General features: G+C 61.6%; 27 protein-coding genes and 1 pseudogene. 25 read left to right on the top strand and 3 right to left on the bottom strand.

Going from position 1 to position 25,236, the window contains the following annotated elements; all coding sequences use genetic code 11:
• Positions 1-58: 58 nt before the first annotated feature.
• From prfA to O6R08_RS05595, 15 genes and pseudogenes are all read left to right on the top strand, one after another.
• The gene (gene prfA / locus O6R08_RS05665; protein WP_271419111.1) at positions 59-1,147 is read left to right on the top strand and encodes a peptide chain release factor 1; all 1,089 of its coding nucleotides are present in this window, start codon (positions 59-61) and stop codon (positions 1,145-1,147) included.
• Positions 1,144-2,019, top strand: coding sequence for a peptide chain release factor N(5)-glutamine methyltransferase (gene prmC, locus O6R08_RS05660; protein ID WP_271419110.1), 876 nt, complete (start codon positions 1,144-1,146; stop codon positions 2,017-2,019). The genes prfA and prmC overlap by 4 nt, the downstream gene beginning before the upstream one ends.
• Positions 2,012-2,995, top strand: a complete 984-nt coding sequence (locus O6R08_RS05655; RefSeq protein WP_408640138.1) for an L-threonylcarbamoyladenylate synthase — start codon at positions 2,012-2,014, stop codon at positions 2,993-2,995. The genes prmC and O6R08_RS05655 overlap by 8 nt, the downstream gene beginning before the upstream one ends.
• Positions 2,996-3,004: 9 nt before the next feature.
• The gene (locus O6R08_RS05650) at positions 3,005-4,108 is read left to right on the top strand and encodes an MraY family glycosyltransferase (protein ID WP_271419108.1); all 1,104 of its coding nucleotides are present in this window, start codon (positions 3,005-3,007) and stop codon (positions 4,106-4,108) included.
• A gap of 291 nt (positions 4,109-4,399) precedes the next feature.
• A complete protein-coding gene (locus O6R08_RS05645; RefSeq protein ID WP_333907919.1) occupies positions 4,400-4,765 on the top strand; it encodes a cyanate permease in 366 nt (121 codons plus the stop codon).
• A pseudogene (locus tag O6R08_RS05640) lies at positions 4,762-5,057 on the top strand (AtpZ/AtpI family protein). Before O6R08_RS05645 ends, O6R08_RS05640 begins: the two are co-directional and overlap by 4 nt.
• The gene (atpB, locus tag O6R08_RS05635; protein ID WP_271419106.1) at positions 5,054-5,830 is read left to right on the top strand and encodes a F0F1 ATP synthase subunit A; all 777 of its coding nucleotides are present in this window, start codon (positions 5,054-5,056) and stop codon (positions 5,828-5,830) included. Before O6R08_RS05640 ends, atpB begins: the two are co-directional and overlap by 4 nt.
• A gap of 89 nt (positions 5,831-5,919) precedes the next feature.
• Positions 5,920-6,141 (top strand): ATP synthase F0 subunit C, encoded by a 222-nt coding sequence (atpE, locus tag O6R08_RS05630; RefSeq protein WP_271419105.1) that lies wholly within the window; start codon positions 5,920-5,922, stop codon positions 6,139-6,141.
• A 10-nt stretch (positions 6,142-6,151) separates the two neighbouring features.
• Positions 6,152-6,706 carry a F0F1 ATP synthase subunit B gene (locus O6R08_RS05625; protein ID WP_271419104.1) on the top strand — a complete coding sequence of 185 codons (555 nt, stop codon included), beginning with the start codon at positions 6,152-6,154 and terminating at the stop codon, positions 6,704-6,706.
• Positions 6,703-7,494: an ATP synthase F1 subunit delta gene (gene atpH / locus O6R08_RS05620; RefSeq protein ID WP_271419103.1), complete on the top strand. Its 792-nt coding sequence runs from the start codon at positions 6,703-6,705 to the stop codon at positions 7,492-7,494. The genes O6R08_RS05625 and atpH overlap by 4 nt, the downstream gene beginning before the upstream one ends.
• Positions 7,495-7,547: 53 nt before the next feature.
• On the top strand, positions 7,548-9,185 hold the full coding sequence (atpA, locus tag O6R08_RS05615; RefSeq protein WP_271419102.1) for a F0F1 ATP synthase subunit alpha: 1,638 nt from the start codon (positions 7,548-7,550) through the stop codon (positions 9,183-9,185).
• A gap of 3 nt (positions 9,186-9,188) precedes the next feature.
• A complete protein-coding gene (locus O6R08_RS05610) occupies positions 9,189-10,133 on the top strand; it encodes a F0F1 ATP synthase subunit gamma (RefSeq protein ID WP_271419101.1) in 945 nt (314 codons plus the stop codon).
• A gap of 11 nt (positions 10,134-10,144) precedes the next feature.
• The gene (gene atpD, locus O6R08_RS05605) at positions 10,145-11,599 is read left to right on the top strand and encodes a F0F1 ATP synthase subunit beta (protein ID WP_271419100.1); all 1,455 of its coding nucleotides are present in this window, start codon (positions 10,145-10,147) and stop codon (positions 11,597-11,599) included.
• Between the two features lie 5 nt (positions 11,600-11,604).
• Complete coding sequence (locus tag O6R08_RS05600; RefSeq protein ID WP_271419099.1) at positions 11,605-12,045, top strand: F0F1 ATP synthase subunit epsilon; 441 nt, start codon at positions 11,605-11,607, stop codon at positions 12,043-12,045.
• 121 nt (positions 12,046-12,166) lie between these two features.
• Complete coding sequence (locus O6R08_RS05595; protein WP_271419098.1) at positions 12,167-12,679, top strand: DUF2550 domain-containing protein; 513 nt, start codon at positions 12,167-12,169, stop codon at positions 12,677-12,679.
• Here the strand turns inward: O6R08_RS05595 and O6R08_RS05590 are convergent, their stop codons facing one another.
• Positions 12,680-13,330, bottom strand: a complete 651-nt coding sequence (locus tag O6R08_RS05590) for a cob(I)yrinic acid a,c-diamide adenosyltransferase (protein WP_271419097.1) — start codon at positions 13,328-13,330, stop codon at positions 12,680-12,682.
• A gap of 82 nt (positions 13,331-13,412) precedes the next feature.
• Here O6R08_RS05590 and O6R08_RS05585 point away from each other — a divergent pair, with 82 nt between their 5' ends.
• The 10 genes from O6R08_RS05585 (at position 13,413) to O6R08_RS05540 (ending at position 23,359) form a co-directional block, all read left to right on the top strand.
• Entirely contained in the window at positions 13,413-13,952 is a 540-nt protein-coding gene (locus O6R08_RS05585; RefSeq protein ID WP_271419096.1) for a MarR family winged helix-turn-helix transcriptional regulator, read from the top strand.
• 318 nt (positions 13,953-14,270) lie between these two features.
• Entirely contained in the window at positions 14,271-14,591 is a 321-nt protein-coding gene (locus O6R08_RS05580; RefSeq protein ID WP_271419273.1) for a MarR family winged helix-turn-helix transcriptional regulator, read from the top strand.
• Between the two features lie 65 nt (positions 14,592-14,656).
• Positions 14,657-15,790, top strand: a complete 1,134-nt coding sequence (locus tag O6R08_RS05575) for an MFS transporter (protein WP_271419272.1) — start codon at positions 14,657-14,659, stop codon at positions 15,788-15,790.
• Between the two features lie 191 nt (positions 15,791-15,981).
• Complete coding sequence (locus O6R08_RS05570) at positions 15,982-16,530, top strand: hypothetical protein (protein ID WP_271419095.1); 549 nt, start codon at positions 15,982-15,984, stop codon at positions 16,528-16,530.
• Positions 16,531-16,680: 150 nt separating this feature from the next.
• Positions 16,681-17,091 (top strand): alternative ribosome rescue aminoacyl-tRNA hydrolase ArfB, encoded by a 411-nt coding sequence (gene arfB / locus O6R08_RS05565; RefSeq protein ID WP_408640137.1) that lies wholly within the window; start codon positions 16,681-16,683, stop codon positions 17,089-17,091.
• Between the two features lie 369 nt (positions 17,092-17,460).
• Positions 17,461-18,462: an extracellular solute-binding protein gene (locus O6R08_RS05560; RefSeq protein WP_271419093.1), complete on the top strand. Its 1,002-nt coding sequence runs from the start codon at positions 17,461-17,463 to the stop codon at positions 18,460-18,462.
• A gap of 80 nt (positions 18,463-18,542) precedes the next feature.
• Complete coding sequence (locus tag O6R08_RS05555) at positions 18,543-19,583, top strand: ABC transporter ATP-binding protein (RefSeq protein ID WP_271419092.1); 1,041 nt, start codon at positions 18,543-18,545, stop codon at positions 19,581-19,583.
• Positions 19,580-21,343, top strand: a complete 1,764-nt coding sequence (locus tag O6R08_RS05550; RefSeq protein ID WP_271419091.1) for an ABC transporter permease — start codon at positions 19,580-19,582, stop codon at positions 21,341-21,343. The genes O6R08_RS05555 and O6R08_RS05550 overlap by 4 nt, the downstream gene beginning before the upstream one ends.
• Positions 21,340-22,185, top strand: a complete 846-nt coding sequence (locus O6R08_RS05545; protein WP_271419090.1) for a glycerophosphodiester phosphodiesterase family protein — start codon at positions 21,340-21,342, stop codon at positions 22,183-22,185. The genes O6R08_RS05550 and O6R08_RS05545 overlap by 4 nt, the downstream gene beginning before the upstream one ends.
• 619 nt (positions 22,186-22,804) lie before the next feature.
• Positions 22,805-23,359 carry a YagU family protein gene (locus O6R08_RS05540; RefSeq protein WP_271419089.1) on the top strand — a complete coding sequence of 185 codons (555 nt, stop codon included), beginning with the start codon at positions 22,805-22,807 and terminating at the stop codon, positions 23,357-23,359.
• Positions 23,360-23,651: 292 nt separating this feature from the next.
• On the opposite strand, the gene O6R08_RS05535 is transcribed toward O6R08_RS05540, so the two are convergent.
• Both O6R08_RS05535 and O6R08_RS05530 read right to left on the bottom strand, forming a co-directional pair.
• A complete protein-coding gene (locus O6R08_RS05535; protein WP_271419088.1) occupies positions 23,652-24,638 on the bottom strand; it encodes an IS481 family transposase in 987 nt (328 codons plus the stop codon).
• A 147-nt stretch (positions 24,639-24,785) separates the two neighbouring features.
• A complete protein-coding gene (locus O6R08_RS05530) occupies positions 24,786-25,229 on the bottom strand; it encodes a nuclear transport factor 2 family protein (RefSeq protein WP_271419087.1) in 444 nt (147 codons plus the stop codon).
• Between the last annotated feature and the right edge of the window lie 7 nt (positions 25,230-25,236).

Here is a 25,236-nt window from a genome sequence, read left to right as displayed (position 1 = left end):
GCGTCATGGTCATTTCCGGGGCCTGTCGACGGCCCCGGCATGGTTGGCCAGGAGGGTCATGAGCGAATCCACGCAACGAGCACTTGACGAGGTGCGTCGTCGGCTCCGAGAGATTGAAACTCAACTCGCCGACCCGCAGGTGCTGTCTGACCCCGCCGAGATGCGACGCCTGGGCAAACGCCACTCGAGACTGCGTCACGTCGTGTCCGTCGCTGACCGCGTTGACCACTTGAGCGCAGACATCCAGGCCGCAGAGGACCTCGCCGACGAGGACCCCGCCTTCGCGCAGGAAGCTGAAACCCTGCGTAACCATCGTGAGGCTGCCGACGCTGAGTTGACTGAGTTGCTCGCTCCCTCAGACCCACTCGATCAGGAGGACGCCCTGGTCGAGATTCATTCCGGTGAGGGTGGCGAGGAATCCGCCCTCTTCGCCGCCGACATACTTCGGATGTACACCCGGTACGCAGAGAGGGTGGGGTGGACAGTCCGTGAGCTCACCAGCGAGGTGACCGATCTGGGGGGTTATCGCAGCGTCGTCGTTGCCGTTGAGGGTGTGCCGTCACGCCCGGCCTACGGCTATCTCAAACACGAGGGCGGCGTTCATCGTGTGCAACGGGTGCCGGTGACCGAATCTGCCGGACGCATTCACACCTCGGCGGTCGGTGTCCTCGTCATGCCTGATGTCGACGAGACCGAGGTCGACATTGATCCCGCCGACGTCCGCGTCGACGTGTACCGCTCCTCAGGCCCCGGCGGGCAGGGAGTCAACACCACTGATTCCGCAGTACGGCTCACCCATCTCCCCACCGGCATCGTCGCCAGTTGCCAGAACGAACGCAGCCAGTTGCAGAACAAGGCCGAGGCGATGCGGATGCTGCGTGCGAAAGTGGCTGCCCTGGCTGCCCAGCAGGCTGCCGACGAGAATGATCGCATGCGTCGCGACCAGGTTCGTACGGTCGACCGCTCCGCGCGAGTACGGACCTACAATTTCCCGGAGAACCGGCTCACTGATCACCGCATCGGCTACAAGTCCCGCAAACTTGACCAGATCCTCGCCGGCGACCTCGGAGAGGTCCTCGATGCCCTCCACGCCGACGAGGTGAGACGGCGGATGGCCGACCGTCCTGAAGGGCAGGAATCCTCATGAGGGACCCCAGCCCCTCACTTGTCCTGGCGCGCGCCACCCGGCAGCTGACCACTGGAGGTATCGAGAACCCGGCTGCAGAAGCACGGATGCTGTTGTGCGAGGCCCTTGACGTCCAACCCGCAAAGCTCATCCTCGTCTCGAGTGTGAGCCCCCGTGACGAGGATCGGTTCAACGAGATGGTGGACCGACGTCGATCCGGGGAACCGATTCAATACATCGTCGGTCATGCCTGGTTCCGTGGTATTCGCCTTGAGGTCGGTCCAGGGGTGTTCATTCCGCGACTGGAGACTGAATTGGTGGCCGGACGTGCCGTGGATCAGGCGCGTCAACTCGTCATGGCGGGGGGTTCTCCAAGCGTCATCGACCTGTGTGCGGGCAGTGGTGCCATAGCCCTTTCCGTTGCCAACGAGGTGCCCGGAGCTAGGGTCAGCGCGGTGGAACTCGACGAGGAAGCCCTGGTGTGGACACGTCGCAACCTTGCTGGTTCCGGGGTGGAACTTCTCGCCGGTGATGCCCTCAAGGTTCCCGATGATGGACGTCACTTCGATGTCGTCGTCACCAATCCGCCCTATTTGCGCCGCGTCGACGCCCACGGCATACCCAGTGACGTCACGGGGCACGAACCCGATGTCGCGCTGTTCTCCGGAGATGACGGATTGGACCTTCCACTGCGTCTTGTCGAGCGTGCCGCCCAACTGCTCACACCGGGCGGCCTGTTCGTGATGGAGCACGACGAGTCTCACCGCGAAGCCCTGACCCGTAGATTGGCGAGGACCGCGCAGTGGGACGAGATCGAGGACCATGATGATCTCGCAGGTAGGCCGAGGTTCGTCACGGCCCGCCGACGGTGCAAGGATGGGTGCCATGGATGAGACTGACCAGACGACGGTCGAGGACAATGAGCTGACCGAGACTCCCGATGTGGAGTCCACTGACAGTCAGGCTGAGACCGTCGTGGTGGAGGACGCGACTGAGGACTCCGGGATCACCCCGCTCATTCTCGATGTCACGAATCCGCAGACCTGCGAGGATGCTCTGGAACAGGCAGCGGACGTCATCGCGGACGGCGAATGCATCGTCATCCCGACCGACACCGTCTATGGCATCGGCGCCGACGCCTTTGATGCCTTGGCCGTTCAGCGTCTCCTCAATGCCAAGGAACGCGGCCGGGACATGCCACCGCCAGTTCTCGTCAGCGATGCGGTCGCCCTGCCCGCCTTGTGCCAGCACATTCCAGAGGCCGCAGAAGCCCTCGCGCAAAAGTACTGGCCAGGGGGCCTCACCCTCATCCTCCGTGCTCAGGAGTCCCTTGGCATGGACCTGGGACAGACCAACGGCACCTTGGCCGTGCGTGTACCAGACCAGGAGCAAACCCGTGAGCTGTTGCGCATGACGGGGCCGCTGGCCGTCTCGAGCGCGAACAAGTCGGGCCAGCCCGCAGCCCTGACGGCCCAGGAAGCCGCGGATCAACTCGGAGTCTCCGTGGCCGTGTATCTCGACGCCGGCCCGAGCCAGGTAGCGACGTCCTCGACGATCATCGACTTCGTGTCGACCACGGACGGCAAGATTGTTCGCCAGGGGGCCTTGTCCCTGGAAGCCATCCACGAGGTCGCTCCCGACGTCGTCGCAATGGAAGAACCCACCGATCAACCCGCCGAGGAGGACACTTCCGAGGCCGAGTCCACGGCCGAGGACATTGCGGCGAACGAGCCGAGTCCCGTGGCCCAGGCCCAGTCTGAGCCCTTGGCAACCGATGACGTCGCCGGCGCCGACCAGACTGACACCATTGCCGAGACCCCGACTGTTGAGCTCACCGAGACCCCCGTCACATCTGCTGACGACGAGTGACCCACAACCATGCGCGAGTACATCCTGGTGATGCTGACATCAGGCCTGACGACCTATTTGTTGTCCGGCCTGTGTCGGCAGGCTGCCCTGAGATGGGGGGCTGTTGCCAAGGTGCGCTCGAGAGACGTTCACACCAAGCCAGTTCCGTACTTCGGTGGGGTGGCGATGCTGGGGGGAGTGGCGCTGGGATGTCTGTTGGCCCGCAACATGCCCTTCCTTGGACGTCACCTCCTGGTGGGTGACGACGCCTTGACGATCTGCGCTGCCGGAGCGGTCATCTGTGCCGTGGGGGTCCTTGACGACCTGCTTGACCTACCTGCATTGGCCAAAGCGGCAGGGCAGGTCCTGGCGGCCGGAATCGTCGTCACGGGGGGTGTGCGAATGTTCTGGATTCCGCTGCCCAACTCCATCATCGCCCTGGGCACGCCGACGTCGATCCTCGTCACGGTGTTCTTCATCGTGCTGTGTGCCAACGCGGTGAACTTCATTGACGGCCTGGATGGCCTGGCCTCTGGCGTCGTCGCCATTGGCTCCCTCGCGTTCTTCTCCTACACCTACTTGCTGGCCCACGAACAGGACTTCGTCGTGGCGACGACGACGAGCCTCATCACCGCTGCCACCGCGGGAGCATGTCTGGGTTTTCTGCCTCACAACTGGCACCCGGCCAAGATGTTCATGGGGGATTCGGGGTCCTTGCTACTGGGCTTGTTGCTTGCCTCGTCCACGATTTCTCTTACCGGGCAGATCGACTCCACGGCGCTGACCGCTCAGGGGGGCGGTTTGGTTCCCGCCTATCTTCCGATCATCGTGCCCCTCATGGTGCTCGCGATTCCCGTCCTCGACCTCGTCATGGGATACATCAGGCGAACTTGGCGGGGAACCTGGTTCTTCGTCGCCGACAAGCAGCACCTTCACCATCGCCTCCTGCAGCGCGGTCACTCCCACATCCGGGCCGTCTTGTTGATGTACCTGTGGACGACGGTGTTGACCTTCGGGACGGTGTTCATCGGTTTGGAAAGGAACTGGTGGGCCGTGGTCATCGTCATTGCCGGGCTTCTCATGTGCGTGGTCCTGACCACGGCCAACTCGCGGCACCCGGCCGCCGAAGCCTGAGATCTCGACGTCATCGCGCGATATGTGTTACGTTTCTCACCGAGGACAACCTCATCAGGCCAATCACTCGACTCACAGCGTCGCGTTGCCGAGTTCAGACGGCCTGACTCATCACCATTGGATCCATCAGTTATGACGGCGGGGAGGGACGACGAGATGACGAGTTTCGCCATCACTGGTCCCAGACACGCGCCCGTGGATCGTCCCGCCCGTGCGACCTCGCACACATTGGCACCGATATACCGGACCGGCCTGGTGTGGGCCACAGCATCCGGGCTTCTGGTCACGGCAGTGACGACGGCCTTCCTCACCCCTCATCTGGCGTCGGCCCTCAGCGCTCTTGCCGGCACGGCCATTTCGGTTGGTTTCTTGGCCTGCGGACGCGGGGTCCACCTGCTGGACCGCACTGGATCCTGGCTTGCTGGACTGGGGCTGTTCATCATCCAGGTCACTGTTCTCGGTGGTCTCGGCGCGCTTCTGGCCCAGTACCACACTGGCCTTCTCGCTGGCCCGTGTGCTGCAGCAATCAGTGCCGTGTCCGTCGCGTGGATCGTCGGTATCGTCGTGGCCGGACGACATCCCCAGCGAATTTACGACGACCCGCACGAGCATGACTCCTCCATCCCCGACATTCCTGCGACGATGGAGGACCAATGAGCACCAACAGGTCTACGACTGCTAAAGTCAATCTGGACATGGGCAGGACTCAATGACGCGAACGAGTACCAGCTCCACGCCGTCCTCCAGCGACGACGGGTGGGGCGTCTTGAGCTACGTCTTGGCGGGCATGCTTTTCTACGGCGGCATCGGGTGGCTGTTGTCCAGCCACTTCCACCAGATGTGGATCTTCGTCGTCGGCATGATGGTCGGCCTCGCGGCGAGTGTCTACCTCATCGTCAAGCGGTACGGAACCGTGCCTGAACCCAACAACGACCGGGAGGGTCAGTGAACGTGATCGTGTCTCCCCTGGAGTTCCACACTCCCGGGCTTGAGGACTTCAAGTTCGACGGGGTCTTCGGGGTGGCTTGGATGGACAAGCCGTTCTGGCAGGCGATTATCGCCTTCATCATCGTCATGGCCTTCTGGCTGTGGATGAGCAGTGGCCTCAAGATCGTTCCCGGTAAACGCCAGGTCTTCGGCGAGTACTGCTACAACTTCATCCGTAACGCGCTGGTGCGCGACACCATTGGTCATGGCTTCGAGCCTTGGCTGCCATATCTCGTCGCGCTGTTCAGCTTCGTCCTCGTCAACAACTTGTTCGGTGAACTGTTCATCTTCATGTTCCCGACCTTCTCCCACATCGGTTACGTCTACGGTCTGGCGATCGTGACATGGTTCGTCTATGTCATTGCCGGCTTCAAGACCAAGGGCATCCGCTACCTCAAGGATGCGACGCTTCCCCCCGGCGTCCCGTGGTACCTGTGGTGGATTCTTATTCCGCTGGAGTTCCTGTCGAACTTCATCACCCGTCCGCTGACGCTGTCGTTGCGACTGTTCGCCAACATGTTTGCTGGCCACCTGGTCATCATGATCTTCGTCGTTGGCGGCGGATTCCTTCTCACTTACCCCTCGAGCATCATGTTCAACGTCGCTGGTGGCGTCTCCCTGATCCTCAGTTTCGCCATCTTCGCGCTGGAGTTGTTCGTGAGCTTCCTGCAGGCATACGTGTTCACCGTGCTGTCGGCACAGTACGTGGCATCCTCCATCTCTGAAGGACACTGACAACACAACCCACCCCCTAGACCTCGTCGTCAAACCGACCGGCGACGAAGACAACGCCCCACAAGGGGCTCAATCCGGAAGGACACATCATGGTTCCCATGCTTATCGGTGGTTCGCTCAACACCCTCGGCTACGGCCTGGCCACCCTCGGCCCGGCTCTCGGCGTGGCGTGGATCTTTGCGTCCGCCATCAATGGCACCGCTCGCCAGCCCGAGGCTCACTCGACCTTGAGGTCGCTGGCATTCATCGGTTTCGCCGTGGTCGAGGCTCTGGCCCTGTTCGGCTTCGTGCTCGCATTCATCGCTAAGTGAGTTCGAGGGCATGAGTATTCTCGAAATGGATTTGGGGCCCCTCGTCCCACACCATCCCATCGAGATCATCGTCGGCATCGTCCTCCTGCTGCTTCTCACCTGGCTCATCTCCAAGGCGGTTGTTCCTCGGTTTGAGAAGCTCTACGAGGAGCGCGCAGAGACGATTCAAGGTGGGATCGAGAGAGCCGAGAAAGCTCAGGCCGAGGCCAAGGCTGCTCTGGAGAAGTACCAGGCCCAGTTGGCCAATGCCCGCGACGAGGCTGCTCAGATTCGTGAGGAGGCCAAGAGTCAGGGTGCGCAGATCGTCGAAGAGATGCGTGCCAAGGCACAGGCTGAGGCCACTCGCATCACCGAACACGCCAATGCCCAAATTGAGGCACAGCGCGATCAGGCAGTGCGAGAACTGCGTGCTGAGATTGGTGGTCTGGCCACGACTCTTGCCAGTCAGATCGTGGGGGAGTCCCTGCAGGACGATCAGCGCGTCCAGGCGACCGTCGACCGCTTCCTCTCCTCGCTGGCCGAGGAGCCCTCGGCTTCTGACTCACGGACGGTGAATCGGGCATGACAACAGTGGTGAGCGCGTCACGACAACTGGATGACGCTGGAGATCGACTCGATGCGACCGTTGAGTTCGCCAGCGAGATCTTCGCGGTTGTCGACATCCTGGCTCGCGAACGGGGCCTGCGACGTTCCCTCTCGGACACAAGCTCTGAGGCCAAGGCTCGTCAGAGGCTCGTGGACGCGGTCTTCGGGTCGAAGGTATCCGCCGACTGCAAGGAACTTCTGGACGCGACCACCACGTGCACGTGGCGCTCGCCGGTGGCGTTGACGCGCGCACTGGAGCGTCAGGGTGTTCGTGCCGTGTTGCGCCGAGCTCAACAGGCAGACCGTCTGGAGACGGTTGCTGATGAGTTGTTCGGCATCAACCGGCTGGTACGCGGACAGGCTTCACTTCAGATGGCCATCGCTGATCCGAACCGTTCGGGGCAGGATCGCCAGGAGTTGCTGACGACGCTGGTTGGTGACCGGGTCGGTGAGGACACCCTCCTCCTCGCTCGGCGCGCGGTGGTGTCGTCGGAGGCCAGCTTCGAGCATGTCGTCGACGGCTATCTGGGGATCGCTTCCGAATTGGCTGAGCGTAAGCGTGCCATCGTGACGACCGCCAGGGCGCTGACTGATGCCCAGCGTGCTGAGATGGTCAAGCAACTGGAACGGATCACCGGCAGCCCGATCGAGTTGTCCGAGATCGTCGACCCGGCGGTGCTCGGTGGTGCGCTCATCAACCTCGGTGACGAGGTCATCGATTCGACGGTGGCCCATCGTCTGGACCAAGCCCGACAAGAACTGGGCTGATACACGTGACCTCCATCCCGGGTGCGGGGTGGAGGAGCTTACAAGGAGACGCAATGGCGGAACTGACGATACGTCCGGAGGAGATCCGCGACGCCCTGGACAACTTCGTCCAGAACTACGAGCCGGAGACGGCAGCCCGCGAGGAGGTCGGTACCGTCGTCACCTCCGGCGACGGTATCGCCCACGTTGAGGGCCTTCCCTCGGCGATGGCCAACGAGTTGCTGCGCTTCGAGAACGGGACGATGGGCATCGCCCTCAACCTGGAGGAGCGGCAGATCGGTGTTGTCGTGCTCGGCGACTCCGACGGAATCGATGAGGGTTCGACCGTTCGCGGCACCGGCGAGGTGCTGTCAGTGCCGGTCGGAGAGGGGTACCTCGGACGCGTCGTCGATGCGATGGGCAACCCTGTCGACGGCCTCGGCGAGATCAAGGACATCGAGGGACGCCGTGCCCTCGAGCTCCAGGCTGCCGGCGTCATGGATCGTCAGGAGGTCCGTGAGCCGCTGCAGACCGGTCTCAAGGCCATCGACTCGATGATCCCGATCGGTCGGGGTCAGCGTCAGCTCATCATTGGCGACCGCAAGACCGGTAAGACTGCCATTGCCATCGACACCATCATCAACCAGAAGGCCAACTGGGAGTCCGGCGATCCCAAGAAGCAGGTTCGCTGCATCTACGTCGCCATTGGTCAGAAGGGCTCGACGGTCGCCGAGGTCAAGGGCGCCCTCGAGAAGGCCGGTGCGATGGAGTACACCACCATCGTTCACGCCCCGGCGTCTGACCCCGCTGGCTTCAAGTACATCGCTCCCTACGCTGGTTCGGCCATCGGCCAGCACTGGATGTACCAGGGTAAGCACGTCCTCATCGTCTTCGATGATCTGACCAAGCAGGCAGAGGCCTACCGAGCGATGTCGCTGCTGCTGCGTCGTCCCCCGGGCCGCGAGGCTTACCCCGGTGACGTGTTCTACCTCCACTCCCGTCTGCTGGAGCGTTGCGCGAAGCTGTCTGACGAGCTGGGTGGCGGTTCGATGACCGGTCTTCCGATCATCGAGACCAAGGCCAACGACGTGTCGGCCTTCATTCCGACAAACGTCATTTCCATCACCGACGGTCAGATCTTCCTGCAATCGGATCTGTTCAACGCCAACCAGCGTCCGGCTGTCGACGTCGGTATCTCGGTGTCGCGAGTTGGCGGCGCTGCCCAGATCAAGGCCATGAAGTCGGTGTCGGGCACCCTCAAGATCTCCCTGGCCCAGTACCGAGACATGGAAGCCTTCGCCATGTTCGCCTCTGACCTGGACGACACCTCCCGTCGTCAGTTGGATCGTGGCGCCCGTCTGATGGAGCTGTTGAAGCAGGGTCAGTTCTCCCCGTACCCGGTTGAGGAGCAGACCATCAGCGTGTGGGGCGGCACCACTGGCAAGTTTGACGACGTCCCCGTCGACGACGTGCTGCGATTCGAGGGCGATGTCCTCGAATACCTGCGCAGTCATGGAAACGTGCTCACCACGATCCGTGAGACCGGTAAGTTCGACGAGGATGCCCAGAAGGAGGCGGCTGCTGCCTTCGAGGAGGTCAAGAAGGGATTCAAGACCTCTGACGGGAAGATGTTGGCTGGTCACGAGGAGTTCGATCCGATGTCCACCGAGGACATAGACCAGGTCAAGATCGTTCGCGCGAAGAAGGGCTGAGCCGTGGCCTCAAACCTGCGGGAACTGCGGCAAAGGCGCAACTCCGTCGCGACGACCAAGAAGATCACTCGCGCGATGGAGCTCATCGCCTCCTCTCGGATCGTCAAGGCACAGAACATCGTCAAGGCGGCGAGTCCATACTCCTTGGAGTTGACGCGAGCCCTGTCGGCGGTTGCCGCTCACACTCACGAGGAGCACCCGCTCACCTCCATCAATCCGGACCCCAAGCGTTCGGCCGTGCTGCTGGTCACCTCTGATCGGGGGCTGGCCGGAGCGTACTCCTCGAACGCGATCAAGTCGGCCGAGCAGTTGTACGCTGCGCTGCGACCCGAGCAGGAGGTCGTGACTTACCTGTGTGGTCGCAAGGGGGCACAGTACTTCGAGTTCCGTGGTCGCGAGGTCGAGCACGTGTGGAGTGGTTTCTCTGATTCACCGACCTATCGGCAGGCGCGGGAAATCGCGGACACGTTGATCGAGAAGTTCCTGCGCCCAGCCGACGAGGGTGGAGTTGACGAGATTCACATCGTGTACACCCACTTCGAATCGATGCTGACGCAGAAGACGAAGGTCGTGAGGCTGCTGCCGCTGGTTGTCGTCGACCCCGATGCGACGCCGGAGGGGGAGCTCGAGGAGGGTGATCCTGGCCTCGGCGCCTCCCGCGAGGAGATCTTCCACGAGTACAACTTCGAACCGGATCCGGTCACCGTCCTGGACCAGTTGCTGCCCTTGTACGTCGCCGGCCGCATCCATTACGCCCTGCTGGAATCGGCTGCCTCGGAGTTGGCAAGTCGGCAGCGCGCCATGAAGGCGGCTACTGACAACGCCGAGCAGTTGATCCAGTCGCTGAGCCGACAGGCCAACCAGGCCCGTCAGGCCGCCATTACCCAGGAAATCACCGAGATCGTGGGTGGCGCTGCTGCCCTTGCAGAGTCCGCCCCACAGGAGTGAGAGAGAACACCATGACTGCGACATCTACTACCCCCGAGACGAAGGACGAGGCTGTCGGCGTTGGCCGCGTCGTGCGAGTCATCGGCCCCGTCGTCGACGTCGAGTTTCCGGCTGGACAGATGCCGGAGATCCTCAACGCCCTTCACGTCGACACCGAGGTGATGGGGCAGACCAATACCATCACCCTCGAGGTGGCCCTGCACATCGGCGAGAACATCGTGCGTGCCATCTCCCTCAAGCCGACTGACGGTCTTCGTCGTGGCACCGAGGTTCGTGACACTGGCGCCCCCATCACCGTGCCGGTGGGCGATGTCACCAAGGGCCACGTGTGGAACGTCACTGGTGATGTCCTCAACGCCGATCCCTCGACCATCGAGGTCACCGAGCGCTGGCCGATCCACCGCGATCCGCCTGGATTCGACGACCTGGAGCCCGAGACCGAGATGCTGCAGACCGGCATCAAGGTTCTCGACCTGCTCACCCCCTACGTCAAGGGCGGCAAGATCGGTCTGTTCGGTGGTGCCGGCGTCGGCAAGACGGTTCTCATCCAGGAGATGATCTACCGTATTGCTCACAACTTCGGCGGTACGTCGGTGTTTGCCGGTGTTGGTGAGCGTACCCGCGAGGGCAACGACCTCATCAACGAGATGGACGAGGCCGGAGTTCTCAAGGACACCGCCCTGGTGTTCGGTCAGATGGACGAGCCCCCGGGCACCCGTCTTCGTATTGCTCTGACCGGCCTGACGATGGCTGAATACTTCCGCGATGTCCAGAACCAGGACGTGTTGTTGTTCATCGACAACATCTTCCGGTTCTCGCAGGCTGGTTCTGAGGTGTCGACCCTGCTCGGTCGCATGCCATCGGCCGTGGGTTACCAGCCCAACCTGGCTGACGAGATGGGCCAGCTACAGGAGCGAATTACGTCGACTCGTGGCCACTCCATCACCTCGATGCAGGCCGTCTACGTCCCTGCTGACGACTACACCGACCCGGCTCCGGCGACGACCTTCGCCCACTTGGACGCCACCACCGAGCTCTCCCGTGAGATTGCCTCCCGCGGTCTGTACCCGGCTGTGGATCCGCTGACGTCGACCTCTCGCATCCTCGATCCGCTGTACGTGGGTCAGGAGCACTACGACACCGCCACCCAGGTGAAGCAGATCCTGCAGCGCAACAAGGAGCTGCAGGACATCATCGCCATTCTCGGTGTCGACGAGCTGAGCGAGGAAGACAAGGTCACCGTCGCTCGTGCCCGTCGTATCCAGCAGTTCCTGTCCCAGAACACCTACACGGGTGAGAAGTTCACCGGTGTTCCAGGCTCGACTGTTTCCATCGCCGACACCATCGAGGGATTCCAGATGATCTGCCGCGGTGACGTCGACCACGTTCCGGAGCAGGCCTTCTTCAACGTCGGCAACATGGACATGGTGATGGAGAACTGGGACAAGATGAAGAAGGAGGGCTGAGTCCCATGGACCACCCGCCACTTCGCGTCAAGGTCGTCTGCGCCGACGGCGAGGTCTGGAAGGGGGAGGCGATCAACATCATCGTTCGGACCACCGAGGGTGATATTGGTCTGCTCCCCGGGCACGAGGCCTTCCTTGCAGCCCTTGCACCTTGCGCGGCCCAGATCATCACTTCCGATGGTGTCCGTGAGGTCATCGCCTGTGACGGCGGTTTTGTGTCCTTGGATGAGGACGGCCACGTGTCGATCATCACCCAGTACGCCACAAGATCGGAGGAGATCTCGGTCGATCAGGCGCACCGTGACCTCGAGGAACTGAGGAAGGAGATCAACTCGAGTGAGCGTACCGATGACGACTTCTTTGTCATCCAGGACCTGACTCACCGCCTTCACCTGGCCCAGGCCCAGCTTGCTGCTGCCCGCGTCGTCGGGAAGAAAGAGGCCTGAGACAAGGGGGATAGGGGCTGTCGCGAACTCCTCGCGGCGGCCCCTTGTCGTCTCCTCGTCGAGGTCAGAGCTTAGGGTAGCCTTCGTGGACGATCAATGGTGTGACGACTAGCGTCGGAATATGAACGCTTCCATCGCCTTCATCGGTCTGACGCCGATGTTGTCGACCTTGGCGATGGATGCTGCCATCGTCGGCTTCATCGTGTGTTGCGCCGTCGTGTACATGATGTGGCTCCTTGTCAGGCACCGCGTTCTCATGCGTAGACGCGGTGCTTTTTTGTGCGGTTTGCGGGTCATGGGTGGGTCCAAAGCCGGTGGATGGATGATCGGCACTGCCCGCTACGTCGACGGGGCCTTCGAATGGTACCGATCGATCGATCCCCGCCATGTCCCCACCATCGTCTTGAGGCGCGGCGGACTCGTCATGGTCGAGCATCGCCCACCCAGCGTGGATGACTCGTTGGCACTTGCCTCCGACGCCTACGAGATCGTCACCCTTGAAACGGGGAGGCGGGGCAGGGCCTCGGTATGCCAGATCATCGTTGATCCTGGCGTGGTGACAGGCCTCATGTCGTGGCTCGAGGCGGCTCCCCCCGGTGGAGTCGAATACGCCACCGTGGGTCACCTCGTGTGATCACCGGTCCTGGGCTGCCGGGTTGCGCTCTCCACCGGGAAGCCACAGCACCTCGTCGGAGGAGTCCTCGCCAGCCTTGTTCGCCGCTCGCGACACGATGAACAGCAGATCGGACAAGCGGTTGAGGTAGGTGATCGCCAATTCGTTCACACCGCCCGGACTCGTCTCGGGATCATCCGACACCTCGGTTCCATAGGCCTCAGCAGCTCGCCATGCCGCTCGCTCCGCAGTACGAATGACGGTGCGGCACACGTGCAACTGCGCACCGACAGGGTTTCCGCCCGGAAGGATGAATGACTTCAGAGTCGGAAGATCGTCGCCGAACTCGTCGCACCAACGCTCAAGGCGATCGACACTGTCCTGAACGATGCGCAGCGGTTCCCATTTCGGGTGTGCGACCAGGGGATTGGCCAGGTCAGCGCCGACGTCGAACAGCTCGTTCTGAATGATGCCCAGGGCTTCTCGCACCTCGTCGGTGAGGACAGGGGTCGTGGAGTCCAGGGCCAGGGCCAGACCGATGCTGGCATTGGCCTGATCAACCAGACCGTACGCCTCGACTCGCAGATCTGACTTGGGTGCTACCGAGTTGTCAACCAGACGGGTCGCCCCGTGGTCGCCAGTACGGGTGTAAATCTTGGAGAGAATGACCATGATCCCAGCCTACGGGCATGCCTGTTGCGCGGACGACGATCCCGGTGGACGGTTGTCCACAAGGTTAGGTTATGCTTACACAATGGATCGGGGTCATTTCTTCAGTGTCGACCAAGCCGCTGAACTGGCGATGGTGTGTGGTCGGGTGCAACGTCATGCCAAGAGGATGGCTGGTGTGCCAGGGGCATCGGTGACGTGGCGGGTGCTGCACACCATCGAAACCGAGGGGCCCTTGCCGATGGGGGTTCTCACCCGAATCGAGGGGACCAAGCCTGCCACCACGACAGACCTCATCAATCGTCTCGTCGACAAGGGGTATGTCACGCGAACTCCCAAGCCCGGAGACGCTCGAACGAAGCTCATCGCCATCACGGACGAGGGACGTCGCTACTGCCGCGAATCCGAGAGGAAGGTGGGGGAGGGGTTGGCTGACACCCTCAACGAGATGTCCATCGAGGAGCGGCGCATCCTGTTGGCCGCACTCCCGACCCTGTCCCATCTGGTCACCGTGCTCAGGTACACACCCATTAACGCGGAGGCCGCCTCAGTCGATGGCCAGACCTCGACGTGTGTGGACAATTTCGTCAAGGCGCTGGCGAATGAGGCGCAGGGCGATCCCTGACCGGTGATGAGACCACCACGCCACATCACGTCATCGTGAAGGGTGGTTGCGAGTTGACGTCCTCATCCGTGGGGTGCCGCGTCACAGGGTACGGGCACATGGGCGTCGCTGACTCCCACAGTGATTTATTCCGGAAACCGGACTACTCTGGGTCACGTGACCTCTGGAGACCCATTGCCCAAACCCTGCGACCACCTCGAGGCAGAATTCGCAACCGACCTGGTGCTCACCTGCGGACGAGTGCAACGCCTTGCCAAACGACGTGCCGGCATCCCACCGTCCTCGGTGACGTGGCGGGTCCTGCACACCCTCGAAGTCATGGGAACCATCAGCACCGGGACCCTCAGCCGGGTGGAGGGGACCCGACCGACCACCACGACGGACATCGTCGAGAGACTTGAGCGTGACGGTCTGGTGAGGCGACGGCGTGACTCCAACGACGCCCGCAGCAGATTGATCGAGATCACCGATGAAGGGTGCGCCTACTGCCGCCGGTGCGAGGTGATGGCGGGGGAGTCGGTCGTACCCGCCCTGAGGAAACTGACCGACGAGGATCGTGCCGTCCTGATCCAGGCCCTTCCTGCCTTGCGCAGGGCAGTCGAAGCGTTGTCTGACGACGAGACGAGGACCACCAAGTGACGACGAGCAAAGAACCCATCAGACCCGCGGTATGGGCCGTCACCATCGCGGTGGCCTTCTCCTACATGGGAGTTGGGGTTGTTGACCCCATTCTTCCCGAGATTTCGTCGGCCCTGAACGCCAGCCCTGGGCAGACCGAGCTGTTGTTCAGCACCTATCTCTTCGTGTCCGCAGCGCTGATGTTTTTCGCGTCATGGGTCGCCACCCGAATCGGCCGCAAGAAAACCCTTCTCATTGGTTTGGCCATCATCGTCACCTTCGCAACGGCCTGCGCCCTGTCTGGCCATGTCAACCTCATCATCGGGTTTCGAGGCGGCTGGGGAGTGGGCAACGCTCTGTTCGTCTCGACCGCCTTGGCGACGGTGCTGGGAGCCTCTGCTGATCCCCGTCGCGCCATCATGCTGTACGAAGGGGCCCTTGGAGCCGGAATGGCCCTGGGCCCGCTCGTCGGTGGCGCTGTGGGATCGTTGTCGTGGCGGGGCCCCTTCCTGGCCACGGCCGTTCTCATGGCGATCGGTCTCATCGCCATCGCATTCTTCGTCCCTGCCACCCCAATCGACACCTCGCGCCGTAGGTCGGCTGCCGAACCATTCAAGGCTGTTGTCGATTCTCGGCTGTCAATCCTCATGGCGGCGGCGCTGTTCTACAACTACGGATACTTCACCCTGCTGGCCTACGCACCATTCCCAGTCGCTGAGGCGTCAGTTCGAGCAGGTCGTCAATTCACCCCGTTGGACCTCGGTCTGGTGTTCTTCGGTTGGGGCCTCATGGTGGCCCTCGGATCAGTGTGGCTCGGGCCTCGCTGCTGTGAGCATGTCGGTATTCGTCGAACAGTGACGGCCACCCTCGTCCTGTTCACTATTGACGAAATCATCCTCGCCACCTGGATTTCCCCCATTCCGCAGGTGATCGGGGTCATTATTGGCGGCTTGTTCATCGGGATCATCAACACGGCCATGACTGAGATCGTGATGTCGGCCAGTGACATTCAACGTGAGGTCGCGTCCTCGGCATATTCAGGTATCCGATTCCTTGGCGGCGCGTGTGCGCCAACACTGGCCGGGATCCTGCGTTCTGTGTGGGGGATCGGAGGCCCGTACTACGTGGGTGCCGTGACCCTCGTCGTGACGATCGCTCTGATGTGGGTTGACCGGCGCCATCGTATGAGACGTTGTGCACACAGTGTTGCCTTGCAGTGACGCTGTGAGAGCCCTAGTCGTGGGCCTGTCCCGTTGTGATCGACGTCGCATTTTTGGGGTGTTGACCTGGCCGACGCAGTGTAGAGTACGAATGACCCGGTTGAGGTTGGCGCTCGCGGCATCCCCCGTGCGTGCGGCCACTCTACGTTGTATTTCGCCCGGCAGGCGGAGTCATTTTAAGAGGGAGAGTCATGACTCGCATTGTCCATAGCACCTTGTGCAAGGTTTTCGCTGTCGTCCTCGTCATCATTGGCATCGGTGCAACCATTGGCGGGAACTTCGATCATGGTTATGTCACTGATCAGTTGTCTCAAGAGAAAATCACCATGCCGTCGGGAAAGGCGCTGACATCGCCCGAGATGAAGGACGCGCTGGACAAGTACGCGGGTCAGCAGATGACGACTGGGCCGCAGGCAGAGGCTTTCGCGAATCACTTCATCTACGAGCACATGAAGGCCGCCTCGAATGGCAGGACATATCAGGAGGTCTCGGGGGACTACATGAAGTGCTCCGCCGATGAGGCAACCAAGAACACTGATGAGTGCAAGAAGCTGGAAAGCATCCGCGCGACGCTCTTCCAGGGCGACAGCCTACGCGGCATGCTTCTCAACGCCTACGGCTGGTGGCTCATCGGTACCATCGCAATCTGGGCGGGCGTGGCCTGCATCGTTTTGGGTGTCGTGTTGGCGATCCTGGGTTGGGGAGTACTGCGCACCAAGAAGGACGTCGTTCAGGCATGACGCGGGGCCGATGAGGTCCTACCGCAAAGGTGCCACGAAGTTTTTGACCCCATTCGACAGTACTTGCTCGTGTGGGGTCGCAGACTCGTGGCATCTTTCATATTGAACATCATTCATGAGAGCGGGGGAGAGATGACGAGGACGGGCAGCATGGAGATTGTGCCTGGCTTCGTCATCACTGAGGCGGATTTTCGGGAAAGATTCTCACACAGCCCCGGCCCTGGCGGGCAGGGCGTCAATACGGCTGATTCCCGGGTGGAATTGATGTTTGATGTCAAGCGTTCAGGTGCCATCCCAGACCATCTGCGCCCGATCATCCTGTCGGCACTCAAGAATCGACTCGTCGACGGGGTGCTGACGGTCGCGGTTCATGATCAGCGGTCTCAGCTTGCGAATCGTAGGTTGGCTCGCGTTCGTCTCGTCGAAACGTTGCAGGCAGCGTGCATTCAGCCACACAGGCGCCGTGCCACTCAACGCACTCGCGCATCCCAGCGTCGCCGTCTGGACGCAAAGAAGCGCCGCGGTGAGCTCAAGAAGAATCGCCAGCGCCCGACGTGGTAGGGCATGGGAGTCGATGTGGTCACGTCCCAAATATTGACATAATGTCTCTTATCGGACAATCGTACGAGAGCCGGCTGACTCTCCTGCAGTCTTGCTCTCCCGCAGTCTTGCGGGCATGGGAAAAAGCTGACTATTTCGGAGCGCAATGAGCGTTAAGCCAGCAGCGTGGCATGTGGTCGATAGCTGTTCATGGTCTGTTCAGCTTTCAGCGGGCGATCTGTCAAGGTTGGATGTCACAATCAAGGTGCTTTAGGCCCTACTAAGCATGGGTCTACTAGGGATATATTGTCTTTCTTTAGGGGTATTTCATGTTGACTCGTCGTTCCCTGATTGCCGGCACTGCGCTCGCTGGAGGCGTAACACTTCTTAGTGCCTGTTCATCTCCGGTGGCTGAGCAAGCTGGCGCGGGGGTGCAGCGACACCCTGGTGATCTACTCGAACTCCGTTTCTGACGGACGTGGTGACTGGCTCAAGAAAGAGGCTGAAGGAGCCGGATTCAAACTCCAGTTCGTCGACCTGGGCGGCGGTGACATCCAGAACCGCCTCATAGCGGAGAAAAACAACCCCATCGCTGACGCGGTTTTTGGGCTCAACAACGTGTTCTTTCAAAAGATCAAGAACGAAGGCGTTCTTGATGCGTACAAGCCCAGTTGGGCAGCCAATGTGGATGCGAAGCTCGGTGACGGAAGCCAGTTCTGGCCCATCGTGCGCGAACCGATCATGCTCGTCTACAACACGAAGGCCTACCCCACCCCTGACAAGGCTCCTTCTGACTGGACTGACCTGTGGACGAAGCCGGAGTTCAAGGGCAAGTACGAGGTTCCTACGAGCCTTGGTGGTGCAACCACCCAAATGGTGGTCTCCGGCATCCTCGCCCGCTATCGCGACAATGCTGGCAAGGACGGCGTCTCGCAGGAGGGTTGGAAGAACATCGAAGCCTTCTTCAAGACCGGCCAGCCTGCCGTCAAGGGTGAGGACCTGTACGCCCGCATGAAGTCTGGCACAGTTAATGCCGGTCAGATGTGGCTTGCTGGCAAGGTGCAGCGCGAGAAGCAGTACGGTATCAAGACTGAGGCGGTCAAGCCCAAGATTGGCGTTCCCTTCGCTGTACAGCACGTTGCCCTCGTCAAGGGCTCCAAGAAGGCCGAACAGGCCAAGAAGTTCATCGATTGGTTCGGTGGCCACGAACTCCAGGGCAAGTGGAGCAAGCAATTCTTCACGGCCCCCACCAACACGAAGGCCAGCAGCTTGGCTGACGCCGAGGCCGTCAAGGCCACCGATGCGTTCACCCGTCAAGAGATCGACTGGGAGTTCGTTGCCAAGAACATTGACGCCTGGATCGAGCACATCGAGCTCCAGTACATGGGCTGAAGCCCGTACCCTCTCTCAACCACTGGGGAGAGGTCTGGCTACTGGCAGCCTCTCCCCCTCTAGAGCCAAAGGCACAATCGATGATCACCTATGACAACGTAGAAATCCGATTCGGCGACTTCGTTGCCGTACCCAACCTCAACCTCACCATTGAGAAGGGCGAGTTCTTTACTCTTCTAGGCCCTTCTGGTTGCGGCAAGACCACCATCCTCCGGGCGCTCGCTGGGTTCGTCACCCCCTCCAAAGGGCGCATTCTCATTGACGGCAAAGACGTCACGAAGGTGGCCAGCGACAAGCGCAACATCGGCATGGTCTTCCAGAATTACGCGCTGTTCCCATCCCTGACAGTCAAGGAGAACATCGCCTTCGGCCTCAAGGTTGCCAAAAAGGACAAGGCAGAGATCGAGGAGCGCGTGGCCAATATCGCCAAGGAGGTCGAGTTGAACCAGAAACAGCTCGCCCGCGGCATCTCGGAGCTGTCAGGCGGCCAGCAGCAGCGTGTGGCCATCGCCCGCGCCATGGTGATGCGACCGAAGATCCTGCTTCTGGACGAGCCCCTCTCCAACCTCGACGCCAAACTGCGTCACCAGATGCGCATCCAGCTCAAGGAGATGCAGACCCACTTCGGCATCACCAGTGTGTACGTGACCCACGACCAGGACGAGGCCCTGGCCATGTCAGACCGCATAGCCGTCTTGAACGCAGGCCACATGGAGCAGTGTGGCACGCCGCGCGAGGTCTCCACCGAGTTCGTCTGCAACTTCCTCGGTGACGTCAACCGTTTGGAGCCCCGTGTCTCCCAGCGCATGGTCGATGCTGGTGCTACCAACATCGACCCAACCCTCCCCAGCTACCTGCGTATCGAAAAGGTACGTCTCGCAGCCAAGGGAGAGCCCACCCCTCCCGGACTCATCGCAGTTGAGGGCGTCGTGGCAGGCAAGTCGTACCACGGCATCAACTACACCTACGAGCTCAAGCTTGGCCAGACGACGATGAAGTCCGTAGTCCCCGAGGACGGGATGGCACGTCACTTCGAGCCTGGCGACCCGGTGGTAGTACTCACCAACCCCGAGAACGTTCTGCAGTACCCGGAGACGCAGAATGAGAAGGCGGCAGCATGAAATCCGATATGCGCGCCATGCTGAGAAACCCGATGTTCATCGTCGTCGGGGTAATCTCCCTGTGGTTCATTGTCACCTTCCTGATTGTGCCGAACGTAGCCCTGCTCGAGACCGTGTTCTCCCACCAGGAGGGTATGTCGGCCTGGCAGAAGCTCTCGATGTCGGAGCCGGCCAAGAAATCATTGGTCAACTCGCTGATTCTCGCTATCACCCTGTCGATCACCGTTAACGTCGTGGGTATCTTCATCGTGCTGGTCACCCGGTACTACGACATCAAGGGAGCTCGCTTCCTGTGGTTCGGTTACGCCACGACGCTTATTTATGGCGGCATCGTCCTGGTCTCGGGCTACAAGTTCCTCTACGGCCCCAACGGCATTTTGACCCGCGCCCTCACCGCCATCGTGCCTGCGCTCGACGCTGACTGGTTCACTGGCTTCACCGCAGTGGCATTCGTCATGACGTTCGCGTGCACCGGAAACCATCTTTTGTTCCTAACCGCCGCGATGGCCAAGGTCGATTACCAGACCGTCGAGGCTGCAAAGCAGATGGGAGCCTCCAACTGGACCATCCTGCGCAAGGTGGTTCTGCCAGTGCTCAAGCCGACGATTTTTGCCGTCACGATTCTGGTTTTCCTATCCGGTCTCGGCGCCCTGGCAGCTCCCCAGATCGTGGGAGGACGAGATTTTCAGACCATCTCGCCGATGATTTTGACCTTCGCCAATGCTCCGGGGTCTCGGGACCTCGCAGCCACGCTGGCACTGATTCTGGCGGTCGTCACCATGCTGCTTCTGGTGATCTTGAACCGCCTTGAACGCGGCGGCACCTACTTCTCGGTGTCCAAGGTGCCGGTGGGACTCGTCAAACAGAAGATCGACAACCCGATCGCCAACGTTGTGGTCCATGTGTTGGCCTACCTCCTCTTCCTGGTCTACGCGCTGCCCCCGATCCTCATCATCATCTTCTCCTTCGCCGACGCGGAGTCCATCTCCTTTGCCCGCCTGTCCTGGCACTCGTTCACGCTCGAGAACTATCAACGTGTCCTCACTGACCGGGCCGCCTCGTGGCCGTTCGTCGTGTCCGTGGGCTACTCGGCGGCAGCATCGATCATTGTGATGGCGCTCATCTTGTTCGTGGCCCGTATCGTCGCCCGCTACACCAATGTCATCACCGTGGGGCTCGAGTACCTGTTCCACATCCCTTGGGTGATGCCCGGCGTCATGACTGCCCTCGGACTCATCCTCGCCTTCGACCATCCAAACTGGCTGGTCGGCGGGCAGGTCCTTTCCGGTACTCTGATCATCCTGCTCATCGCATACGTGATTGGAAAGATTCCGTTCACCCTTCGCATGCTGAAGGCAGCGTTCACGGGTATCAACCAGAATCTGGAAGAGGCAGCCTCCATGCTGGGAGCCGGCCAGTTCTACACGTTCCGGCGAGTCCTGCTCCCCCTCGTGCTACCCGCAGCAGCGGCCATCACCGCGCTGAACTTCAATTCCATGCTGGATGACTACGACACCGCAGTCTTCCTGGCGCACCCCTTCTACCAGCCGTTGGGCATCTTCATCAAGAACGCCAGTGAGAATGAGACCGCAGGCGACACTACGCCGCTCACCTTCGTCTTCACCGTCGTGCTGATGATCATCTCCAGCCTGACCATGTTTCTGGTGTATGGTCGCGGTTCGCGTCTTGGCAAGAAGAAGGCCGTCAAACGTAAGAAGGCCGTCGTTGAGACCGCCGTGCAGGAGGCTACCAACTCATGATCGGACACGCCCGCTACGCCGAGACCAACTCGCAGCTCATCGATCTGCTTGAAGCCGATCACCCAGCCATCCTCGTCCACCGCGGCAGCGGTCGGGCAAGCATCGTGGAAAACACCTGCAAGGGGATCAAGGCCGCAATCACCGAGGGTGCTGACATCGTCGAGATCGACATCGTCGCATCTACCGACGGTGACTATTACCTGTTCCACGACGGGTACGAGCCCATGGCCTTCGGCATCAAGGACAACCTCACCACCCTCAGTACCGCTGAACTGGAGAAGCTCAACTACTCATGGGCCCTGATGGAACCAGGTTCCTATCCGCTCGAACGCCTCGACACAGTCCTTGAGAAGTTCCCCAGCACCATCTTCAACATTGACCGCTCCTGGCGCTGGTGGCCCGACCTGCTCAGCTACATGGCGGAGCGAAGTTCAGTGGGACACCTCACCGTGAAGTGCCACGCCAGCGACGAGACGGCTCTGCAAGCACTCGGTGGCCACGACGCCAAGTTCCCCTTCATTCCGATCGTCACCTCGCCAGAGCAGGTTGACCGGATTGCAGCCGATGTGACCTTGAACACGGTGGCCTTCGAACTGCTTGCCCCAGACCTCAACCATCCCTTTGCTGACCCGTCATACCTCGACTCGCTCCGTGAGCGTGGCTTCGGCTTGATGCTCAACGCCATCAACCTTGCCGACGCGGTCCCCCTGTATGCCGGATTCGACGACGAGACCTCAGTGCTCGACGACCCAGACAAGGGCTGGGGTGAACTGCGCCGCCGTGGCGCAGACATCATCCAGACCGATTGGCCCAGCCTGCTCAAGAACTACCTCGACTCGTGACCCCGCGATGTCCAGCCGACGCAGCCCGTCGTGCAGAACTTTTTGTCCCTGCCTGACGGTCGCATGCTGAAGCTGCCGAGGGCGCTCGGGCCAGCGACAAGTCTCACTATGACTGGAAAGACACCATATGTGGTCATCACATGGTTGCCATGACAGACGCTGTGTCTGACAAGGACAATTCGGCCTCGACCTGACGCAGGTCGAGGCCGAACTGTCGTCGAGAGGTGGTCAGAAGTTCATCATCGGACCGCTGATTCCCTGACCAACTGGCTCCACTCTTACAATCACCACAGACGCCACCCAGCCTGCGGGAATCCCCCACCCATCACCCGGTTGACCAACTTCCCCGGTCAGTACAGCTAGCCGTAGCAAGGACGCAACGTAATGCTGAACCACTGCCAGCCGTGAGCGGTCATGTCGTGAGCAGTGACGCCGTGCAGCGACTGGGATAGAGAGTCTTGTCGCATTGAACACGGCGTCATCCCGACGATGGCCACCTCATCATGCGTTGTCAACGTAGTAATGTGCCGCTGTTGATCGTGCAGGGTCTTCCACGCCACGATCATTTTGTCAGCACGTCATCGTCCCGGAGCACCGGGTCATGAAAGGAGTTGGTCACATGACCTCGAGCACCACGGAACCGTCTCGCCGAAGGTTTGGAGCCGCGCTATGGGCGGGCGTGCTCGCCGGAATTATCGGCGCCATTGTGAAGTTCGGCTGGGAGGTTCCGCTGCCTCCGCGCACTGCGGCACGCAATGCCACGAACCCTCCCCAGCAGCTCCTTCAGCAACTTGGGTTCAGCGAGCACTTCACTCACATGACGTACACCTTCAACGGGTGGCCGCTCCCCTACGTGAGCTTCATCGTCCACTTTGGGTTCTCGATCTTCTTCGCCGTCGTATACGCGCTGCTGGCCGAAAAATACCCTCGCGTCAAGCTGTGGCAGGGCGCAGTCTTCGGTTTGGCCATCTGGGTGCTCTTCCATCTCATCCTCATGCCAGCCATGGGCACCGTCCCCGCCCCCTGGCACCAGCCCTTCGGTGAGCACTTCAGCGAGTCCCTCGGGCACGTGTTCTGGATGTGGGTCATCGAGCTCACCCGTCGAGACCTGCGCAACCGCATCACCGGCGAGCCTGATGCCGAGGTTCCGCTGCCTGCACTTGGAACCAACTGACATCAACACTGCCTCCGTGCACATGTACAGCCAGGACCGGCCACGCCTGCTCGACGGGTAGCTGGATCGTGCCGAATGCCGGGGAGAGCACGACGCTCAGCGTGAGGGTGCCTGCCGGGACCAGCAGTAAGGGCCCGGCGGGTAACCAGTGGTCATCGTGGACCTGCAGGGACGTCGGCCCGTCCGACGGTTGCCGTTGCCCGCGCGAAGCGCGCCGTACCACGCAGGTGGTGAATCGTCCTCCTCATCCTTGAAAAACCCGTCCCGAGGCGTGTTTATGGCCTCGTCATGCCTAGATGTACTGATCGGGGACGTTGGTCAATCGTGAGAACGGCGGCTGGTTGCCGCAGGCCGTGTGCGGGCGGTGGTGGTTGTAGTAGTGCAGCCAGCTGTCGAGCTCACTGCGTCGTTCCGTCTCGGACGTGTAGCAGCGGGCATAGGCCCAGCCGTCAGCCAGGGTTCGGTGGAAGCGCTCGATCTTCCCGTTGGTCTGTGGCCGATACGGCCTCGTGCGATTGTGCCTGATGCCGAGTTCTGCGCAGGTGTCTCGCCACAGGTGTGACCGGTAGGCGCCGCCGTTGTCGGACAGGACCCGCTCGACGGTGACCCCGCGGGCGTTGAACCACTCGACGGCCCTGACGAGGACGGCGGTGGCGGTGAGGGCGGTTTCGTCGTCGTGGACCTCGGCGTAGGCGACGCGGGAGTGGTCGTCGATGACGGTGTGGACGTAGGCCTTGCCCATGAGCGGATCCCGCCACTTGTTGCGGGGCTTGTCGGGTGTGGCGGCTCGGTTGCGGTGGCCTTGTTGTCGGCCGACGTAGCGCCAGCCTCCACCGTCGGGGATGTTGCCGAGCTTCTTCACGTCGACGTGGAGCATCGCGCCGGGGTGGTCGTGCTCGTAGCGGCGGACGGGCTCCCCGGTGGCGCGGTCGACGTGGGAGAGCCGGTTCAGCCGGGCGTCGACCAGGATCCGGTGGACCGTGGACGGTGCGATCCCGAGCCGGCAGGCGAGCTGGACCGGGCCTTCGCGCAGTCGGAGGCGAAGCCGGATGCAGCGCTTCGCAGTTGCGTGGCTGGTCTTGTTCGGCGACCGGCGGGGCCGTGAGGAGCGGTCCTGCATGGACTGGCCGGTGCGGTAGCGGTCGGCCCAGCGCTTCACGGTGGGCCAGGAGACCTGGAAGCGGGCGGCGACCTCGCTGATCGGGAAGCCATCGTCGACCACGAGACGGCCGACGATCAGGCGGTGCCGGGGCGTGAGAGCGGCGTTGGGGTGGGACACGTAGAGCCTTTCGGATGCGAAAGCGGCCGGCGACCTTACGGTCGCCGGCCAGCTGGTTGGTGCTGTTACGCGGATGGTCCAGCCCCGGGGCAAGCACCGCGCGTCATCTCGACAGACAGGGGCATCCGGTCGCGGGATGGTGGGGTGTTACCAGGTGGGAAGCTCGCCCTGGCCTGGGGTGACGCGTCGCTCCTCCTGGCTGACGGGACGGTCGTTGATGCTGGCTTCGCGATGGGTCATGTAGCCGTGCGCGTCGAAGCGCCACAGTTCGTTGCCGTAGGAGCGCCACCACTGGCCGTCATGGTCGTGCCATTCGTACTGGAATCGCACGGCGATCTGGTCGTCGGTGAACGCCCACAGGTTCTTGCGGAGTTGGTAGCCGAGTTCCCGATCCCACTTGTCGGTGAGGAAGGCGATCACCTGGTCGCGGCCGGTGATCGTCTGGTCACGGTTTCGCCAGACGGTGTCGACGCTGTAGGCCTGCGCGACCTTCTCGGGGTCGCGTGTGTTCCACGCGTCCTCGGCGGCCTGCACCTTGAGGGCGGCGGTTTCGGCGGTGAACGGCGGGGTGGGTTTACGGGTTTCGGTCATGTGATGG

The sequence above is a fragment of the Cutibacterium equinum genome (assembly GCF_028021195.1).
In the GTDB taxonomy this organism is placed as follows: Bacteria; Actinomycetota; Actinomycetes; order Propionibacteriales; family Propionibacteriaceae; genus Cutibacterium; species Cutibacterium equinum.
Note: the sequence above shows the minus strand (reverse complement) of the source record. Positions and strands in the feature narration are given on the sequence as shown.

Excerpts from the sequence above, each read along its gene's own strand:
- prfA (WP_271419111.1), top strand. The coding sequence starts at position 59 with ATGAGCGAATCCACGCAACGAGCACTTGACGAGGTGCGTCGTCGGCTC.
- prmC (WP_271419110.1), top strand. The coding sequence starts at position 1,144 with ATGAGGGACCCCAGCCCCTCACTTGTCCTGGCGCGCGCCACCCGGCAG.
- O6R08_RS05655 (WP_408640138.1), top strand. The coding sequence starts at position 2,012 with ATGGATGAGACTGACCAGACGACGGTCGAGGACAATGAGCTGACCGAG.
- O6R08_RS05650 (WP_271419108.1), top strand. The coding sequence starts at position 3,005 with ATGCGCGAGTACATCCTGGTGATGCTGACATCAGGCCTGACGACCTAT.
- atpE (WP_271419105.1), top strand. The coding sequence starts at position 5,920 with ATGGTTCCCATGCTTATCGGTGGTTCGCTCAACACCCTCGGCTACGGC.
- O6R08_RS05625 (WP_271419104.1), top strand. The coding sequence starts at position 6,152 with ATGAGTATTCTCGAAATGGATTTGGGGCCCCTCGTCCCACACCATCCC.
- atpH (WP_271419103.1), top strand. The coding sequence starts at position 6,703 with ATGACAACAGTGGTGAGCGCGTCACGACAACTGGATGACGCTGGAGAT.
- atpA (WP_271419102.1), top strand. The coding sequence starts at position 7,548 with ATGGCGGAACTGACGATACGTCCGGAGGAGATCCGCGACGCCCTGGAC.
- atpD (WP_271419100.1), top strand. The coding sequence starts at position 10,145 with ATGACTGCGACATCTACTACCCCCGAGACGAAGGACGAGGCTGTCGGC.
- O6R08_RS05600 (WP_271419099.1), top strand. The coding sequence starts at position 11,605 with ATGGACCACCCGCCACTTCGCGTCAAGGTCGTCTGCGCCGACGGCGAG.
- O6R08_RS05595 (WP_271419098.1), top strand. The coding sequence starts at position 12,167 with ATGAACGCTTCCATCGCCTTCATCGGTCTGACGCCGATGTTGTCGACC.
- O6R08_RS05590 (WP_271419097.1), bottom strand. The coding sequence starts at position 13,330 with ATGGTCATTCTCTCCAAGATTTACACCCGTACTGGCGACCACGGGGCG.
- O6R08_RS05585 (WP_271419096.1), top strand. The coding sequence starts at position 13,413 with ATGGATCGGGGTCATTTCTTCAGTGTCGACCAAGCCGCTGAACTGGCG.
- O6R08_RS05580 (WP_271419273.1), top strand. The coding sequence starts at position 14,271 with ATGGGAACCATCAGCACCGGGACCCTCAGCCGGGTGGAGGGGACCCGA.
- O6R08_RS05575 (WP_271419272.1), top strand. The coding sequence starts at position 14,657 with ATGGGAGTTGGGGTTGTTGACCCCATTCTTCCCGAGATTTCGTCGGCC.
- O6R08_RS05570 (WP_271419095.1), top strand. The coding sequence starts at position 15,982 with ATGACTCGCATTGTCCATAGCACCTTGTGCAAGGTTTTCGCTGTCGTC.
- arfB (WP_408640137.1), top strand. The coding sequence starts at position 16,681 with ATGGAGATTGTGCCTGGCTTCGTCATCACTGAGGCGGATTTTCGGGAA.
- O6R08_RS05555 (WP_271419092.1), top strand. The coding sequence starts at position 18,543 with ATGATCACCTATGACAACGTAGAAATCCGATTCGGCGACTTCGTTGCC.
- O6R08_RS05550 (WP_271419091.1), top strand. The coding sequence starts at position 19,580 with ATGAAATCCGATATGCGCGCCATGCTGAGAAACCCGATGTTCATCGTC.
- O6R08_RS05545 (WP_271419090.1), top strand. The coding sequence starts at position 21,340 with ATGATCGGACACGCCCGCTACGCCGAGACCAACTCGCAGCTCATCGAT.
- O6R08_RS05540 (WP_271419089.1), top strand. The coding sequence starts at position 22,805 with ATGACCTCGAGCACCACGGAACCGTCTCGCCGAAGGTTTGGAGCCGCG.
- O6R08_RS05530 (WP_271419087.1), bottom strand. The coding sequence starts at position 25,229 with ATGACCGAAACCCGTAAACCCACCCCGCCGTTCACCGCCGAAACCGCC.